The 14433-nt window shown below is 70.1% G+C and carries 18 protein-coding genes; 10 read left to right on the top strand and 8 right to left on the bottom strand.

All coding sequences use genetic code 11. The features are described from left to right. Nucleotides 1–5: 5 nt before the first annotated feature. Nucleotides 6–1664, bottom strand: coding sequence for a fumarate hydratase (locus tag ABH925_RS11420; protein ID WP_370147271.1), 1659 nt, complete (start codon nucleotides 1662–1664; stop codon nucleotides 6–8). A gap of 107 nt (nucleotides 1665–1771) precedes the next feature. On the opposite strand from ABH925_RS11420, the gene ABH925_RS11415 reads away from it, so the two are divergent. Continuing rightward, nucleotides 1772–2458, top strand: a complete 687-nt coding sequence (locus ABH925_RS11415) for a DUF1707 domain-containing protein (RefSeq protein WP_370147270.1) — start codon at nucleotides 1772–1774, stop codon at nucleotides 2456–2458. A 132-nt stretch (nucleotides 2459–2590) separates the two neighbouring features. Beyond that, the gene (locus ABH925_RS11410) at nucleotides 2591–2962 is read left to right on the top strand and encodes a WhiB family transcriptional regulator (RefSeq protein WP_370147269.1); all 372 of its coding nucleotides are present in this window, start codon (nucleotides 2591–2593) and stop codon (nucleotides 2960–2962) included. 24 nt (nucleotides 2963–2986) lie between these two features. On the opposite strand, the gene glpX is transcribed toward ABH925_RS11410, so the two are convergent. Then, nucleotides 2987–4027 (bottom strand): class II fructose-bisphosphatase, encoded by a 1041-nt coding sequence (gene glpX, locus ABH925_RS11405; protein ID WP_370147267.1) that lies wholly within the window; start codon nucleotides 4025–4027, stop codon nucleotides 2987–2989. 139 nt (nucleotides 4028–4166) lie between these two features. Here glpX and ABH925_RS11400 point away from each other — a divergent pair, with 139 nt between their 5' ends. After that, on the top strand, nucleotides 4167–4736 hold the full coding sequence (locus ABH925_RS11400; RefSeq protein WP_370147266.1) for a DUF4245 domain-containing protein: 570 nt from the start codon (nucleotides 4167–4169) through the stop codon (nucleotides 4734–4736). A gap of 136 nt (nucleotides 4737–4872) precedes the next feature. Here ABH925_RS11400 and ABH925_RS11395 read toward each other — a convergent pair whose 3' ends face one another. The 3 genes from ABH925_RS11395 to xseA all read right to left on the bottom strand — a co-directional run bounded on the left by ABH925_RS11395 (nucleotide 4873) and on the right by xseA (nucleotide 7170). Then, nucleotides 4873–5472, bottom strand: a complete 600-nt coding sequence (locus ABH925_RS11395; RefSeq protein ID WP_370147265.1) for a malonic semialdehyde reductase — start codon at nucleotides 5470–5472, stop codon at nucleotides 4873–4875. Nucleotides 5473–5581: 109 nt separating this feature from the next. After that, nucleotides 5582–5896, bottom strand: coding sequence for an exodeoxyribonuclease VII small subunit (locus ABH925_RS11390; RefSeq protein ID WP_370147264.1), 315 nt, complete (start codon nucleotides 5894–5896; stop codon nucleotides 5582–5584). 65 nt (nucleotides 5897–5961) lie between these two features. Next, nucleotides 5962–7170, bottom strand: a complete 1209-nt coding sequence (gene xseA / locus ABH925_RS11385; RefSeq protein WP_370147263.1) for an exodeoxyribonuclease VII large subunit — start codon at nucleotides 7168–7170, stop codon at nucleotides 5962–5964. A 173-nt stretch (nucleotides 7171–7343) separates the two neighbouring features. Between xseA and ABH925_RS11380 the strand changes: the two genes are divergently transcribed. Both ABH925_RS11380 and ppgK read left to right on the top strand, forming a co-directional pair. Continuing rightward, nucleotides 7344–8327, top strand: a complete 984-nt coding sequence (locus tag ABH925_RS11380; protein ID WP_370147262.1) for a 4-hydroxy-3-methylbut-2-enyl diphosphate reductase — start codon at nucleotides 7344–7346, stop codon at nucleotides 8325–8327. Nucleotides 8328–8419: 92 nt separating this feature from the next. After that, complete coding sequence (gene ppgK, locus ABH925_RS11375) at nucleotides 8420–9202, top strand: polyphosphate--glucose phosphotransferase (protein WP_370147261.1); 783 nt, start codon at nucleotides 8420–8422, stop codon at nucleotides 9200–9202. On the opposite strand, the gene ABH925_RS11370 is transcribed toward ppgK, so the two are convergent. Next, complete coding sequence (locus ABH925_RS11370; protein ID WP_370147260.1) at nucleotides 9199–9723, bottom strand: DUF6542 domain-containing protein; 525 nt, start codon at nucleotides 9721–9723, stop codon at nucleotides 9199–9201. The genes ppgK and ABH925_RS11370 overlap by 4 nt on opposite strands. Before the next feature lie 203 nt (nucleotides 9724–9926). On the opposite strand from ABH925_RS11370, the gene ychF reads away from it, so the two are divergent. Next, entirely contained in the window at nucleotides 9927–11000 is a 1074-nt protein-coding gene (gene ychF / locus ABH925_RS11365; RefSeq protein ID WP_370147259.1) for a redox-regulated ATPase YchF, read from the top strand. A gap of 226 nt (nucleotides 11001–11226) precedes the next feature. Here the strand turns inward: ychF and ABH925_RS11360 are convergent, their stop codons facing one another. Further along, nucleotides 11227–12324: an integrase core domain-containing protein gene (locus ABH925_RS11360; RefSeq protein ID WP_370147258.1), complete on the bottom strand. Its 1098-nt coding sequence runs from the start codon at nucleotides 12322–12324 to the stop codon at nucleotides 11227–11229. A 16-nt stretch (nucleotides 12325–12340) separates the two neighbouring features. On the opposite strand from ABH925_RS11360, the gene ABH925_RS11355 reads away from it, so the two are divergent. From ABH925_RS11355 to ABH925_RS11340, 4 genes are all read left to right on the top strand, one after another. Continuing rightward, a complete protein-coding gene (locus ABH925_RS11355; protein WP_370147257.1) occupies nucleotides 12341–12649 on the top strand; it encodes a hypothetical protein in 309 nt (102 codons plus the stop codon). Nucleotides 12650–12760: 111 nt separating this feature from the next. Then, on the top strand, nucleotides 12761–13024 hold the full coding sequence (locus ABH925_RS11350; RefSeq protein ID WP_370147256.1) for a type II toxin-antitoxin system Phd/YefM family antitoxin: 264 nt from the start codon (nucleotides 12761–12763) through the stop codon (nucleotides 13022–13024). Continuing rightward, nucleotides 13021–13290: a Txe/YoeB family addiction module toxin gene (locus ABH925_RS11345; RefSeq protein WP_370147255.1), complete on the top strand. Its 270-nt coding sequence runs from the start codon at nucleotides 13021–13023 to the stop codon at nucleotides 13288–13290. The genes ABH925_RS11350 and ABH925_RS11345 overlap by 4 nt, the downstream gene beginning before the upstream one ends. 54 nt (nucleotides 13291–13344) lie before the next feature. Further along, on the top strand, nucleotides 13345–13686 hold the full coding sequence (locus ABH925_RS11340) for a hypothetical protein (protein ID WP_370147254.1): 342 nt from the start codon (nucleotides 13345–13347) through the stop codon (nucleotides 13684–13686). A 411-nt stretch (nucleotides 13687–14097) separates the two neighbouring features. On the opposite strand, the gene ABH925_RS11335 is transcribed toward ABH925_RS11340, so the two are convergent. Then, entirely contained in the window at nucleotides 14098–14415 is a 318-nt protein-coding gene (locus tag ABH925_RS11335) for a DUF4236 domain-containing protein (protein WP_370147253.1), read from the bottom strand. Nucleotides 14416–14433 lie beyond the last annotated feature (18 nt).

The raw sequence follows: 14433 nt of genomic DNA, 5'->3' as shown, positions 1-14433 counted from the left end.
CCGGACTACTGCCCGGGGCGGACCGGGATGCTGGTGATCAGCGGCTGGGCCGGGCCGGGCTCGGCGAAGAAGTCGTTGCCCTTGTCGTCGACCACGACGAAGGCCGGGAAGTCCTCGACCTCGATCCGCCAGACCGCCTCCATGCCCAGCTCCGCGTACTCCAGCACCTCGACCTTCTTGATGCAGTCCAGGGCCAGCCGCGCGGCCGGGCCGCCGATGGAGCCGAGGTAGAAGCCGCCGTGCTTGGCGCAGGCGTCGGTGACCTGCTGCGAGCGGTTGCCCTTGGCCAGCATCACCATCGAGCCGCCGGCCGCCTGGAACTGGTCGACGTAGGAGTCCATCCGCCCGGCCGTGGTCGGGCCGAAGGAGCCGGAGGCGTAGCCCTCGGGGGTCTTCGCCGGGCCGGCGTAGTAGACCGGGTGGTCCCTGAGGTACTGCGGCATGCCCTCGCCGGCGTCCAGCCGCTCCTTGATCTTGGCGTGGGCGATGTCGCGGGCCACCACCAGGGTGCCGGTGAGCGAGAGCCGGGTCTTGACCGGGTACTTCGACAGTTCGGCGCGGATGGTGGACATCGGCTGGTCCAGGTCGATCCGGACCACCTGGTCGTCCAGGTGGTCCTCGGTGGTCTCCGGCAGGTACCTGGCCGGGTCGCTCTCCAACTGCTCCAGGAAGACGCCCTCGGCGGTGATCTTGCCCAGCGCCTGGCGGTCGGCGGAGCAGGACACCGCCATGGCCACCGGCAGCGAGGCGCCGTGACGCGGCAGCCGGATCACCCGGACGTCGTGGCAGAAGTACTTGCCGCCGAACTGCGCGCCGATGCCGATCTTCTGGGTCAGCTCGTGGACCTTGGCCTCCAGCTCCAGGTCGCGGAAGCCGTGGCCGGTGGCCGAACCCTCGGTGGGCAGGGTGTCCAGGTAGTGCGCCGAGGCGTACTTGGCGGTCTTCAGCGCGAACTCGGCACTGGTCCCGCCGACCACGATGGCGAGGTGGTAGGGCGGGCAGGCGGCGGTGCCCAGCGAGCGGATCTTCTGTTCCAGGAAGGTCATCATCGACGCCTCGTTGAGGATCGCCTTGGTCTCCTGGTAGAGGTACGACTTGTTGGCGCTGCCGCCGCCCTTCGCCATGAACAGGAACTTGTACGCGTCCCCGTCGGTCGCGTAGAGCTCGATCTGGGCAGGCAGGTTGCTGCCGGTGTTCTTCTCGTCCCACATGGTCAGCGGGGCCATCTGCGAGTAGCGCAGGTTGAGCCTGGTGTAGGCGTCGAAGATGCCGCGGGAGACCGCCGCCTCGTCCTGGCCGGAGGTGAGCACGTTCTGGCCGCGCTTGCCCATGACGATCGCGGTGCCGGTGTCCTGGCACATCGGCAGCACGCCGCCGGCCGCGATGTTGGCGTTCTTCAGCAGGTCCAGCGCCACGAAGCGGTCGTTGGGGCTGGCCTCGGGGTCGTCCAGGATGCGGCGCAGCTGGGTCAGGTGTGCCGGGCGCAGCAGGTGCGAGATGTCGTGCATCGCCTCGGCGGTGAGCAGCCGCAGCGCCTCCGGCTCCACCTGCAGGAACCGCCGCCCGTTCGCCTCGAAGGTGCTGACGCCCTCGGTGGTCAGCAGCCGGTACGGGGTGGGGTCCGCGCCGAGCGGCAGCAGGTCGGTGTAGGCGAAGTCGGGCATGGCGGGTCCTCAATCATCGGCGACAGTTCCGGCAGCCGTGGCGGAACCTTCCCCAGGGTACTGATCGGGACTGTCGGTCGCGGTGGGCGGGTGACTATCCTCACCCTGTGGACAACTCCTCGCTGCCGGACCCCCTGAAGAAGCCGCAGGACACCCGGCCGACCGCTCAGCCGTACGCCGATCCGGCCGATCACCTCAGGGCCTCGGACGCGGACCGCGAGCGGGTCGCCGAGGCGCTGCGCGAGGCCTTCGCCGAGGGCCGGCTGTCCGCGGAGGAGCACTCCGAACGGATCGACGCGGTGTACGCGGCGAAGACCCACGGCGAGCTGGCGCCGCTGACCCGGGACCTGCCCTCGCACCGGTCCGCGAACCCGGCCGCGCGGCGGGAGCCGGACTCCGGCCCGCAGCCCGCCACCCAGCCCGACGACTTGGTGGCGATCTTCGGCGGGGCCGAGCGCAAGGGCCGGTTCCGGGCGGGCCGCTCGCTGCGGGCGGTGGCGGTCTTCGGCGGCGTGGAGATCGACCTGACCGAGGCGACCTTCGACGCGCCGGAGCTGGTGATCGACTGCAAGGCGGTCTTCGGCGGGATCGAGATCAGGGTCCCTCCGCATGTGACGCTGCGCGGCGGCGGGGCGGGGATCTTCGGCGGCTTCGAGGTGCGCCAGCAGGAGGGCGCCGAACCGGGCGCCCCGGTGGTGACCGTCCGGGGCAAGGCGGTGTTCGGCGGCGTCGAGGCGAAGCCGCGCAGGTTCGGCAAACTGGCCGCCAAGGCCCGCAAGTACCTTGAGGGTTGAGCACCCTGACAGTCCGTTGATCGGCTCCGTGTGGCATGCATGAATCCGGTTGCGACGGGGTAGGTCTGGGCACACACCGCCTGGCTTCACAGCCGGTGTGTGCCCTCGCCGAGCTGTCGTCAGGAGTGCGCTGTGCTTCATCCGATAGAAGCCCGTCTGGACGAGAACCGTTCACACGTCCCTGCACGGCGCGGGCCCACGGATGACAACCCCTGGCATTCCGGCGCGGCCTGCCGCCGGGACGAGGCCGGGTTGTTCTTCGCACCCTCGAAGGAGCCGACCGCCGCGCGGCTGGCCCGCGAGGAGCGCGCCAAACGGGTCTGCGCACGCTGCCCGGTGCTGCTGGAGTGCCGCGAGCACGCGCTGCTGCAGCCGGAACCGTACGGGGTGTGGGGCGGGCTGACCGCCGCCGAGCGCCGGGTGGTGCTGGCCCGGCGCCGCCGCCGGGAGCAGGAGCTCCGGGAGGCGGCGCGGGTCGGCGCCCAGGTCGCGGCGGCGGGCTGAGCCCGGCGCCGCTCCGGGGGGAGCCTAGCGAGCCCGGTCGAAGTCGATGGCGCTGTAGGCCCGGAGCTTGGACAGCCTGTGCGTGCTGTCGATCTGCCGGATGGTGCCGCTCTTGGAGCGCATCACCAGTGAACTGGTGGTCGCGGTCTCCGACTTGTAGTGGACGCCGCGCAGCAGCTCGCCGTCGGTGATACCGGTGGCGACGAAGAACACGTTCTCGCCGCTGACCAGGTCGTTGGTGTGCAGCACCCGGTCCAGGTCGTGTCCGGCGTCCAGCGCCTTGCGGCGCTCCGCCTCGTCCTTGGGCCACAGCCGGCCCTGGATGACACCGCCCAGGCACTTTATGGCGCAGGCCGCGATGATGCCCTCCGGGGTCCCGCCGACGCCGAGCAGCAGGTCTACGCCGGTGCCCTCGCGGACGGCCATGACCGCACCGGCCACGTCGCCGTCGGAGATGAACTTGATCCGCGCGCCGGTGGCCCGGATCTCGGCCGCCAGGTCGTCGTGCCGGGGACGGTCCAGCAGTACCACGGTGACGTCCTCGGGCGCGCAGCCCTTGGCCCGGGCGACGGCGCGGATGTTGTGCTCGGCCGGCGCGCTGATGTCGACCTGGCCGGCCGCCTCGGGCCCGGCCACCAGCTTGTCCATGTAGAAGACGGCGCTGGGGTCGAACATGGTGCCCCGGTCGGCCACGGCCAGGACCGCGACCGCGTTGGGCATGCCCTTGGCGGTCAGGGTGGTGCCGTCCACCGGGTCGACGGCGACGTCGCACTCGGGGCCGGTGCCGTCACCGATCCGCTCGCCGTTGAAGAGCATCGGGGCGTCGTCCTTCTCGCCCTCGCCGATGACCACGACGCCGTTCATGGACACGGTGTGCACAAGGGTGCGCATCGCGCGCACGGCGGCGCCGTCCGCGCCGTTCTTGTCGCCACGTCCGACCCAGCGACCGGCGGCCATCGCCGCGGCCTCGGTGACCCGGACCAGCTCCAGTGCAAGGTTGCGGTCGGGCGCCTCGGGGGCGACCTCCAGGGACGATGGAAGGTTGTGCTGGTGCTGCTCGGTCATCGAATTCCGTACCTCTCTGTACGACGACGGCCGGATGAGGGTCCTGTGATCGTACCGGCGACCTGCGGAAATGTCTGTGGCGTGGGGCACGTGCGCCCCGGTGCGCGGGGGCGGCGGGGCCATGGTCCACCATGGTGGGGTGGCTACAGAGAACGCGGCGGCGCAGACCGGAACGGCACCCACGACGACGCAGAAGCGTCCGGGCATGGCCGGCAAGTCAGTCCGGGACATGGTCCTGTCGCTGATCGCGGTGATGGCTGCCGGGCTGGTCATCTACCTGTTCGTGCCGCACAGCGGCGGTAACGGCGTGCATCCGGTCGAGTACCAGGTGGCGCTGGACACCGCCCAGCGCGCGGCCCCCTACCCGCTGCTGGCGCCCAAGGAGCTGCCCAGCGGCTGGAACGCCACGGCGGTCGGCTTCGACGGCGGCGATCCGCAGAACGCCCAGTGGACGCTGGGCTTCATCGACGCCGGCGGGCAGTACGTCGCGATCCGGCAGAGCAACGGCCCGGAGGCGGCGTTCCTCGCCGACGCGACCACCAACGGCGTGAAGGAGTCCGGCACCAGCACCGTGGGCGGCCAGGTCTGGAGCCACTACCAGGGCGACCGCTACCGCGCGCTGGTGCTGCGGACCGGCACCGAGACCACGGCGCTGACCGGCACGGAGAGCTTCGCGCAGCTGGAGCAGTTCGCGGCGACGCTGCACTGAGCGCGGTCCGTGCGCCGGACGGTACACGCTGTGCCGGACACGCCGGACGGAACGCGAAAGCCCCGACCGCGCCGGGGGGCGGCGGTCGGGGCTTTGCGGCGTCCGCGGGGGTGCGGACGGCGGGCAGGCGCCGGGGTCAGACGGTGGTGACGACCTCGTCGTACTCCAGGCGCGGGCTGCGGGGGAACCAGGCGTCGGCGCCGGGCTTGCCGATGTTCACGACGGCCAGGACCTCGTGGTCGCCGTCGGCGAAGAACTCCTTGTTGATCCCGTCGCGGTCGAAGCCGGTCATCGGGCCCGCGGCCAGGCCGGCGGCGCGGATGCCCAGGATGAAGTAGCCGATCTGCAGCGAGGCGTTGAAGGAACCGGCGGCCTCACGGACCGGGCGCTCGGAGAAGAAGACGTCCTTGGCCTGCGGGAAGGCCGGGAAGAGCTTGGGCAGCTCCTCGTGGAACTCGTGGTCGGTGGCCAGCACCGCGACCAGCGGGGCGGACTGGGTCTTCGCCTTGTTGCCGTCCGACATGTGGGCGACCAGGCGCTCGCGGGCCTCGGGGGAGCGCACCAGGACGACCCGCAGCGGCTGCTGGTTGAAGGCGGTCGGCGCGTACTTGACCAGGTCGTAGACGGCCTGGATCTGCTCGTCGGTGACCGGCTCGTCGGTGAAGGTGTTCGCGGTACGGGCCTCGCGGAACAGCAGGTCCTGGGCGGCGGCGTCGAGAACGAGAGCGTCAGTCATGGTTAACCTCGGTGATGTCCTGGGGCGGCCGAGTGCCGCTTGCCTCCATCAACATAGGTGAACCTTCAACTATTTCCAACGCAGAGATCTCAGGAGTGATCTGGATCACTCACTCCTCGGCACCAGGCCGGTCGGAGCCCGCGGGCTGCCCGCCCGGCTTCGCCCCGTCGGCCGCGAGCGCGGCGTCCAGGCGCGCCCTGGCGCCGTCCAGCCAGCGCTCGCAGACCTGGGCCAGGTGCTCCCCGCGCTCCCACAGCGCCAGGGACTCCTCCAGTGAGGTGCCCCCGTTCTCCAGCTTGCGGACGACCTCCAGCAGGGCGTCCCTGGCCTGCTCGTAACCGAGCGCGTCGTGCGGCATGTCCGCCGCGGTGTCGTCGAGCGGGGTGTCCCCCGTGGTCGGGCCGTTCTCCGTCTGCTTCGCCATGCCCGCCAGCCTATGCGCAGCCGCTGACAACTCAGGTGACGGTGCGCCGACCCTCGGTGACGGCTCTACTCGGTGACCGTCACGGTCAGCTCGCCCTCGGCGACCCGCGCGCGCAGCGGCTCTCCGGCGGAGACCTGCGCCGGATCGCGGACCACCGCGCCGTCCTCGCGCTGCAGTACGGCGTACCCGCGCTGCAGGGTCGCGGCCGGCGACAGCGCCACCACCCGGGCCAGGGTGTGCGACAGCTCGGACGCGGCCCGCTCCAGGCGGTGGTCCAGGTTCCGCCGGGAGCGGTGCAGCAGGGCCGCGACCTCCGCCCCGCGCTCGTCCACCATCCGGTACGGCGCGGCCAGCACCGGGCGGCTGCGGACGGCGTCGAGCCCGGAGCGCTCCCGGTCGAGCCGGGCCCGTACGCCCCAGCGGGCCCGGTCGCGCAGGCCGTGCACCCGGGCCAGCTCCTCCCTGACGTCCGGGACGACCCGCTTCGCGGCGTCGGTGGGGGTGGAGGCGCGCAGGTCGGCGACGTAGTCCAGCAGCGGCTGGTCCGGCTCGTGGCCGATCGCGCTGACCACCGGCGTCCGGGCCGCCGAGACGGCGCGGACCAGCTGCTCGTCGGAGAAGGGCAGCAGGTCCTCGACGCTGCCGCCGCCGCGGGCGACGATGATCACGTCGACCTCCGGGCGCTCGTCCAGCTCCTTGATCGCGGCGATCAGCTCGGGGACCGCGTGCACCCCCTGCACCGGGACGTTGCGCACCTCGAAACGCACGGCCGGCCAGCGCCGCCGCGCGTTCTGCAGCACGTCGCGCTCCGCCGCCGAGGCGCGTCCGGTCACCAGGCCGACGCACTGCGGCAGGAACGGCAGCGGCCGCTTGCGCTCGGCGGCGAACAAACCCTCCGCGCCGAGGGTGCGCTTCAGCAGCTCCAGCCGGGCCAGCAGGTCGCCGAGCCCTATCAGCCGGATCTCGGCGGCGCGCAGCGACAGCGTGCCGCGCGGGCCATACCACTCGGGCCTGGCGTGCAGCACCACCCGGGAGCCCTCGGTGACCAGCTCCGCCACCGGGTCGAAGACCGAGCGGTAGCAGGTGACCGAGAGCGAGACGTCCTCGGACGGGTCACGCAGCGTCAGGAACACCACACCGGCCCCCGGGCGGCGGCTGAGCTGGGTGATCTGTCCCTCCACCCAGACCGCGCCGAGGCGGTTGATCCAGCCGCCGATGAGCTGGGAGACCCGGCCGACCGGGATGGGGGCTTCCGCCGAGGTGTCGAGGGCCATGCGCCGAGCCTAACGGCAGGGTCCGACACGGCGGCCTGACCGTGCGTGTGGCCACGCGGTACGGAGGGCCGGCGGGCGGCGCGCAGGAGACGGCCTGCCGGCATACCGCCCATAGGGCCCCATAGGGTGTCCGCCCCGGGGACGGTACCCCTTCTGCCGGTAGGCTTGAGGGCATGTCTGCTACCGCTTCCCGCCGTGTCCTGCTCGCCGCCCCGCGCGGATACTGCGCAGGCGTCGACCGAGCCGTCATCGCCGTGGAGAAGGCCCTGGAGCAGTACGGGGCCCCCATCTACGTGCGCAACGAGATCGTGCACAACAAGTACGTCGTGCAGACCCTGGAGAAGAAGGGCGTCATCTTCGTCAGTGCGACCGAGGAGGTCCCCGAGGGCAACATCGTGGTCTTCTCCGCCCACGGCGTCGCCCCCTCCGTCCACGACGAGGCGAAGGCAGGCAAGCTCGCCACCATCGACGCGACCTGCCCGCTGGTCACCAAGGTGCACAAGGAAGCGCTGCGGTACGCCGAGGAGGACTACGACATCCTGCTGATCGGCCACGAGGGCCACGAGGAGGTCATCGGCACCATGGGGGAGGCGCCCGAGCGCACCCATCTGGTGGACGGCCCCAAGGACGTCGAGCAGGTCCGGGTCCGCGACGAGTCCAAGGTGGTGTGGCTGTCGCAGACCACCCTCTCCGTGGACGAGGCGATGGCCACCGTCGGTGCGCTGAAGACCCGCTTCCCGCTGCTGACCAGCCCGCCGAGCGACGACATCTGCTACGCCACGCAGAACCGGCAGGTGGTGATCAAGCAGATCGCCGCCGAGTGCGACCTGGTGATCGTGGTCGGCTCGCGCAACTCCTCCAACTCGGTGCGCCTGGTCGAGGTCTCCCTGGAGGCCGGCGCCAGGGCCGCCTACCTGGTCGACTTCGCCGACGAGATCGACGAGGCCTGGCTGGAGGGCGTCGGCACGGTCGGCCTGACCAGCGGCGCCTCGGTGCCGGAGATCCTGGTCGAGGAGGTGCTGGCCTGGCTGGCCGAGCGCGGCTTCGGCGACGTCGAGACGGTCCGCACCACCGAGGAGCACCTGCAGTTCTCGCTGCCCAAGGAGCTGCGCCGGGACCTGCGCGCGGAGGCCGCCGGCCGACCGATCGACGGGTAGGGCGAGCGGCGGGCAACTGGAGCGGGTAGAACGGACGTTGACGACCGACTGAACGATTCGACCGGTTCAACGACGAACAGGGGAGCTCCAGCGTGAACGCCTCCAGTGCCAAGGTATCCAGTGCCCAGGTCTTCGGTGTGGACATCGGCGGTTCGGGCATCAAGGGTGCGCCCGCCGATCTGGAACGGGGCGAACTCGCCCAGGAACGGCACAAGGTGCTCACCCCGCAGCCCTCCGAGCCCAAGGCGGTGCTGGAGGCGGTCCGCGAGGTGGTCGGCCACTTCGACTGGAACGGCCCGGTCGGGCTGACCTTCCCGGGTGTGGTCGTGGACGGCCACACCCTGAGTGCGGCCAATGTCGACAAGGGCTGGATCGGCCTGGACGCCGCGACCATGTTCGCCGAGGGCCTGGGGATGCCGGTGGCCCTGGTCAACGACGCCGACGCGGCCGGAATGGCCGAGGTCGCCTACGGCGCGGGCAAGGGCCGGAGCGGTGTGGTGCTGCTGCTCACCCTGGGCACCGGGATCGGCAGCGCGCTGTTCTCGGACGGCGTGCTGGTGCCCAACACCGAGCTGGGGCACCTGGAACTGCACGGCAAGGACGCGGAGAAGCATGCCTCCTCCGCTGCCAAGGAGCACCACGACTGGAGCTGGTCGGAGTGGGCCGGGCGGCTGGACGACTACTTCGCGGTGGTGGAGCAGCTCTTCTCGCCGCAGCTGATCATCATCGGCGGCGGGGTCAGCCGTAAGGCGGACAAGTTCCTGCCGTTGCTGAAGCCGCTCCGGGCCGAGATCGTGCCGGCCGGGCTGCAGAACGACGCCGGGATCGTGGGCGCCGCGATGGCGGCGGCGAAATCGGCCGGGCGCCCGGCCTAGCGCCGCCCCCGGTTCAGGGCGATGTGCCGGGCGAGCACGATCAGGGCGGCCAGGATGGTGCCGGCGAACAGCCAGCCCGCCTGCAGGGCCAGCGCCGTGGCCAGGCCGATCAGCTCCCCGGTCCAGCCCGGGGTGGGGGCGGTCTGCACCACCAGCAGGGTGATCGCGAAGGCGATCGGCCCGCTGATCGGCGCCGCCGCCAGGTCCACCGGGCGCACCCGGACCGCGACCTGGAAGCAGGCGGCCAGGTAGACCAGGCCGAGCACGTAGCCGCTCCCGTCGAACAGCCAGTAGTCGGCCGCCCCGCCCAGGAAGGTGGCTGCCAGCATCACCACGCCGCTGCCCACCGCGGTGAGCCGGTGCGGGGTGCGGACGCCGCCGGGACGCGGCGCGGGCCGCTGCGGCGGGCGGACGGTGCCGCCGCCCCGGGGCTCGGGGGAGCGCGCCGGACCGGGCACGGCGGCGGGACGCCCGGGCACGGCGGCGGCGACGGGGCGGTCGGTGAGGCGCGGGTCGGACATGCGTCGGTACTCCACGAGACCAACGTACGGTCGGATGAACGCCACTCAGGGTGACGGACACGCCGGGCGTTGTCCGGTGTCACCCGATTGCCCGGCCGCCCCGGCGTGTCGCTGCACTCGGCGGAACCTCCGTAGACTGGGGCACCGTTCCCGTCTCCGCCGCCGCGCCCCGCGCTGCCCCTTCCCCTCCAGGACTTCGCCACATGTCGCTCTCCATCGGAATCGTCGGTCTGCCGAACGTCGGCAAGTCCACCCTGTTCAACGCCCTGACCAAGAACGACGTGCTGGCCGCCAACTACCCGTTCGCGACGATCGAGCCCAACGTCGGTGTGGTCGGTGTGCCGGACACCCGCCTGGCGGTACTGGCGAAGATCTTCGGCTCGCAGCGGGTGCTGCCGGCGACGGTGGACTTCGTCGACATCGCCGGCATCGTCCGGGGCGCGAGCGTCGGCGAGGGCCTGGGCAACAAGTTCCTCGCGAACATCCGCGAGTCCGACGCGATCTGCCAGGTCATCCGGGCGTTCGAGGACCCGGACGTGGTCCACGTCGACGGCAAGGTCTCGCCCAAGGACGACATCGAGACCATCAACACCGAGCTGATCCTGGCCGACCTGCAGTCCATCGAGAAGGTGCTGCCGCGGCTGCAGAAGGAGTCCCGGCTCAAGAAGGAGTCCGCGGCGACCCTCAAGGCCGCCGAGGCCGCGCAGGCCGTCCTGGAGTCCGGCAAGACCCTCTTCGAGGCCGGCTTCGACAAGGAGTCGGTCCGCGAGCTGCACCTGCTCACCACCAAGCCCTTCCTCTACGTCTTCAACGTGGACGAGGAGGAGCTGACGGACGAGGACTTCAAGAACGCCCAGCGCGCCCTGGTCGCCCCGGCCGAGGCGATCTTCCTCAACGCGAAGATCGAGTCCGAGCTGATCGGCATGGACGAGGACGAGGCCCTCGAACTCCTCCAGTCCATGGGCCAGGAGGAGGCCGGCATGGCCACCCTCGGCCGGGTCGGCTTCGAGACCCTCGGCCTGCAGACCTACCTCACGGCCGGCCCCAAGGAGGTCCGCGCCTGGACCATCAAGAAGGGCGCCACCGCCCCGGAGGCCGCCGGTGTGATCCACACCGACTTCCAGAAGGGCTTCATCAAGGCCGAGATCGTCTCCTTCGAGGACCTCGTCGCCTGCGGCTCCATCCCCGAGGCCCGCGCCAAGGGCAAGTCCCGCATCGAGGGCAAGGAGTACGTCATGCAGGACGGCGACGTCGTGGAGTTCCGCTTCAACGTTTAGCGCCCGCCGTAGCACGGGTGGTGGCGATTCGCCAAACTGGCAGGTGGGGATGGGTTTAGGCATATGCCAACGAGCCCCGTTCCGCCGCCCGTGCTGGATAGGTGCTGGATAAAGTGACGCTCCGTCAGCAGTTTCGTCCCACGTCATCACCCCTCGTCATCCCGACGGTGCTGGATATGTGCTGGACATTGACGCTGTTCGTGCCGAAAATTCCCGTCCATGCAGGTCAGGCGGCATGTCGGTATTCGTGCAGGATGCCGCCGAGGCGGTCATGGCTGCGTATGTCGAGGTGTGCGATTTGCCCGGGTTCGGTGATGGGTTCGGGTAGGGCGCGCAGGGGTGCTGCCGCGTGGAGTGAGCGGTGGGTTCGGTGCTGGTTGTAGAACTGCTCGTACTCGTGCAGGGCGTGGCGTAAATGGGCCTCGTTCCAGATGAGGGTGCGGTCCAGGAGTTCGCGGCGGAGGCTGCGTACCCAGCGTTCCATGATCGAGTTCATGCGTGGGACGCGGACGCCGCTGAGTACGGTCTCGACCCCGGCGTCGGAGAGGACTTGGTCGAACAGGGCGGGGAACTTCGCGTCCCGGTCCCGGATGAGGTACTTGACGGTGGCTCCGGCGTCCTCCAGGTCCATGGCCAAGTTCTTCGCGGTCTGGGTGACCCAGGCGGCGGTGGGATGTGCGGTGGTGCCCAGGACACGAACACGGCGGGTGGCGTGTTCTATGACGGCGAGTATGTACTGGCGCTTTCCGGTCAGGGTGACGGTCTCGATGAAGTCGCAGGCGAGCAGGGCGTTGGCCTGGGAGTGCAGGAAGTCGGCCCAGGTGGTGGCTCTTCGGTCGGGGGTCGGGTCGATGCCTTCGGTCTTGAGGATCTCCCACACGGTGGAGGCGGCGATTTTGATGCCGAGGGTGGCGAGTTCGCCGTGGATGCGTCGGTAGCCCCAGGACGGGTTCTCGCGGACAAGGCGAAGGACCAGTAGGCGGATAGAGCGCGCGGTGCGGGGTCGGCCGGGGCGTTTGGGCTGGGAGGCGTTCGCGTGCCGCTGCCTCATCAGATCGCGGTGCCACCGCAGCACGGTGTCGGGTCGCACGATCAGTTTTAGCCGGCGCAGGACCTCGCTGGGCAGAGGGTGAAGGAGCGCGGCGAGGAAGGCACGGTCTTCAGGCGTGAACTTCGCTCTATCTGGTCCGAGTTGCCGTTGCAGAATGCTGATCTGGTGGCGCAGGGCGAGGATCTCGGCGTACTTGTCGCGGCCGCTCATCGGAAGCAGCCGCAGCACAGCGAAGGCGTTGGTCACGGCAAGGTAGGCGAGTCGCAGTAGCACAGTCGATCATCATGCCGTGCTGGTTGGGACCATCGGCCTTGTGGGTGACCTGCGCGGACGGCATTCTCGGCACGGACACGGGCTGCTCCTCGCCGACGGCCTGCTACTGCTTCTGGACGCCTCGGGCAGGGAAGGCTTCGTCGAGACAGCTCGCGCCCAGGGCGTCGCCGAGGTGCGCGAGGCCATCGCCCTCGCCCAGGCCTCCGCCCATCCCGACCGCGAGGGCCTCGCCCGCCTCCAGGCCCTCGCGAACGGGCCGCTGAGCCGGGGCGCCGCAGCCCGACGCGCCCGGGCCAAACGCACTGGCCGCCGCCCCGGCCGCTGACCGGCGCCGTATCCCCTTGGCCCTGGAAGTTAGCGTACCGAATTCCGTACTACTGATGTACGGTTTTCGGTACAATGTGAGGAGCAGGTCGACGCGAAAGGGGCGACACTAATGACGATCACTGGAACCGAGGCGCGGCGGGACTTCTTCCCGCTACTCAAGAAGGTCAACGATGATCACGCGCCGGTGAGGATCGCCTCCAAGCAGGGGAACGCGGTTCTCATGGCGGAGTCGGACTACGAAGCGTGGACGGAGACCATGTACCTGCTCAGCAATGCGCGCACCGCCGCTGAGTTGATGGAGTCCGTTGCCGAGTTGGAGACTGGGCGCGGCACCGTGCGCGACCTGATCGACCCGGAGACGACGGCGGCGTGAAGGTCATGTTCTCCACTCGCGCATGGGAGCAGTACGCGCAGTGGGCCATGACCGACCGGCGCACCCTCAAGCGCGTGAACCTCCTGATCGCGGACATCCAGCGAAACCCGGATGACGGCGACGGCCTAGGGAAGCCCGAGATGCTGAAGGGCGCACTGAAGGGTTGGTGCTCGCGGCGCATCACCGAGGAGCACCGGCTCGTCTACCGGGTGAACGGTGACGTATTGGAGATTGCCCGCGTCTACGGCCACTACGCCGATCGCTGAGGTGCGGCCGCCGGAGCAGGACAGCGTGCACGCCAAAGGGGCCACTCCCTGTTGGTGGTGGTCCTCCTCCCGGCCGAAGTCGGATCCGGCGTGGTCAATGATTGGGCTGCGCGCAGCCAGATCGAGATCGACGTGGTCGTACTCGCGGGCCGGGACTCGAACGCACCACGCAGGATCCTGTCCCTGGGCGAGGCCAAGTTGGGCGTGGTGATCAGGCACAGTCATGTGCAACGGCTCGAATGCGCCCGCGAGTTGTTCGCAAGCAAGGGCTACGACACCCGGGACACCGTGCTGGCCTGCTACTCCGGGGCGGGATTCACGCAGGAGCTACGCGCTGAACGCCGCCGTGACCTCGCCCTGACCGGCCTGGATCGGCTCTGTGCACGCAAGGGCTGATCTCGCATCCGTGACCTACCCGGCGGGCTTCTCGCGGCATCGTCGACGGTGCTGGATCCGTGCTGGATATTTCGGCCGGAACGGGCGTTTCCGCAGGTGACTGCGGTGCCCCGAATGTTCCGCTTCAACGTCTAAACGATCAAATGAGATCGCGCTGACCTGTACGAACCTTGATCTTTATCCAGCCTCGGGCACTGAGGGGGCACTCGGCGCCGCAAAGGCGGCGCCGATGGCTGCCCTCGTCTTCTCTGCCGACTCCGGGAACAGGTGGGCGTAGGTGTTGAGTGTCATGGCCACGTTGGTGTGGCCGAGACGCTCAGACACCGACCAGCGGTACACCACCTTGTACTCCGCGATCGGGTTCCGCGAGCTGCGTCATGATCCCCGCGAGCGTCATCGCACCGGACGTGCTCACATCCGGGCTGTGCAGGGGCAGCGCAGTGTCGCTGTCACGCCATGCCTGCTGGAGTACCTCGTCGTGGCGGCGCCGCGTACCTGCGGGCTCGGCGCCGCCGCGGCTGCCTGCCGTTGCGGACGCGCCCTGGCCTTGCTGCCGTCGGTGGTGTAGCGCAGGCCGGTACCGGGTGCCGACAGCGTGGTCTGCACCTTCCCGTTGGCCCGCTTGGTGACACGTGCTCCTTTGACTCCGGCGGAGTAGCTGATGCCTGACTTCGATGCGGTGACGCGGAATGGTCCAGCTGTGAAGGATTCGCGGTAGCTGAGTCCCATTGCGCCCCCTGGGCTGGT

This window comes from Streptacidiphilus sp. EB129 (assembly GCF_041262645.1).
Lineage (GTDB): Bacteria > Actinomycetota > Actinomycetes > Streptomycetales > Streptomycetaceae > Streptacidiphilus.
This window is presented reverse-complemented; position numbering and strand designations above follow the sequence as displayed.

What these genes read in the sequence shown, in the direction of transcription:
- ABH925_RS11420 (WP_370147271.1), bottom strand. Translation starts at nt 1,664, where the DNA reads ATGCCCGACTTCGCCTACACCGACCTGCTGCCGCTCGGCGCGGACCCC.
- glpX (WP_370147267.1), bottom strand. Translation starts at nt 4,027, where the DNA reads ATGACCGAGCAGCACCAGCACAACCTTCCATCGTCCCTGGAGGTCGCC.
- ABH925_RS11395 (WP_370147265.1), bottom strand. Translation starts at nt 5,472, where the DNA reads ATGACTGACGCTCTCGTTCTCGACGCCGCCGCCCAGGACCTGCTGTTC.
- ABH925_RS11390 (WP_370147264.1), bottom strand. Translation starts at nt 5,896, where the DNA reads ATGGCGAAGCAGACGGAGAACGGCCCGACCACGGGGGACACCCCGCTC.
- xseA (WP_370147263.1), bottom strand. Translation starts at nt 7,170, where the DNA reads ATGGCCCTCGACACCTCGGCGGAAGCCCCCATCCCGGTCGGCCGGGTC.
- ABH925_RS11380 (WP_370147262.1), top strand. Translation starts at nt 7,344, where the DNA reads ATGTCTGCTACCGCTTCCCGCCGTGTCCTGCTCGCCGCCCCGCGCGGA.
- ABH925_RS11370 (WP_370147260.1), bottom strand. Translation starts at nt 9,723, where the DNA reads ATGTCCGACCCGCGCCTCACCGACCGCCCCGTCGCCGCCGCCGTGCCC.
- ychF (WP_370147259.1), top strand. Translation starts at nt 9,927, where the DNA reads ATGTCGCTCTCCATCGGAATCGTCGGTCTGCCGAACGTCGGCAAGTCC.
- ABH925_RS11350 (WP_370147256.1), top strand. Translation starts at nt 12,761, where the DNA reads ATGACGATCACTGGAACCGAGGCGCGGCGGGACTTCTTCCCGCTACTC.
- ABH925_RS11335 (WP_370147253.1), bottom strand. Translation starts at nt 14,415, where the DNA reads ATGGGACTCAGCTACCGCGAATCCTTCACAGCTGGACCATTCCGCGTC.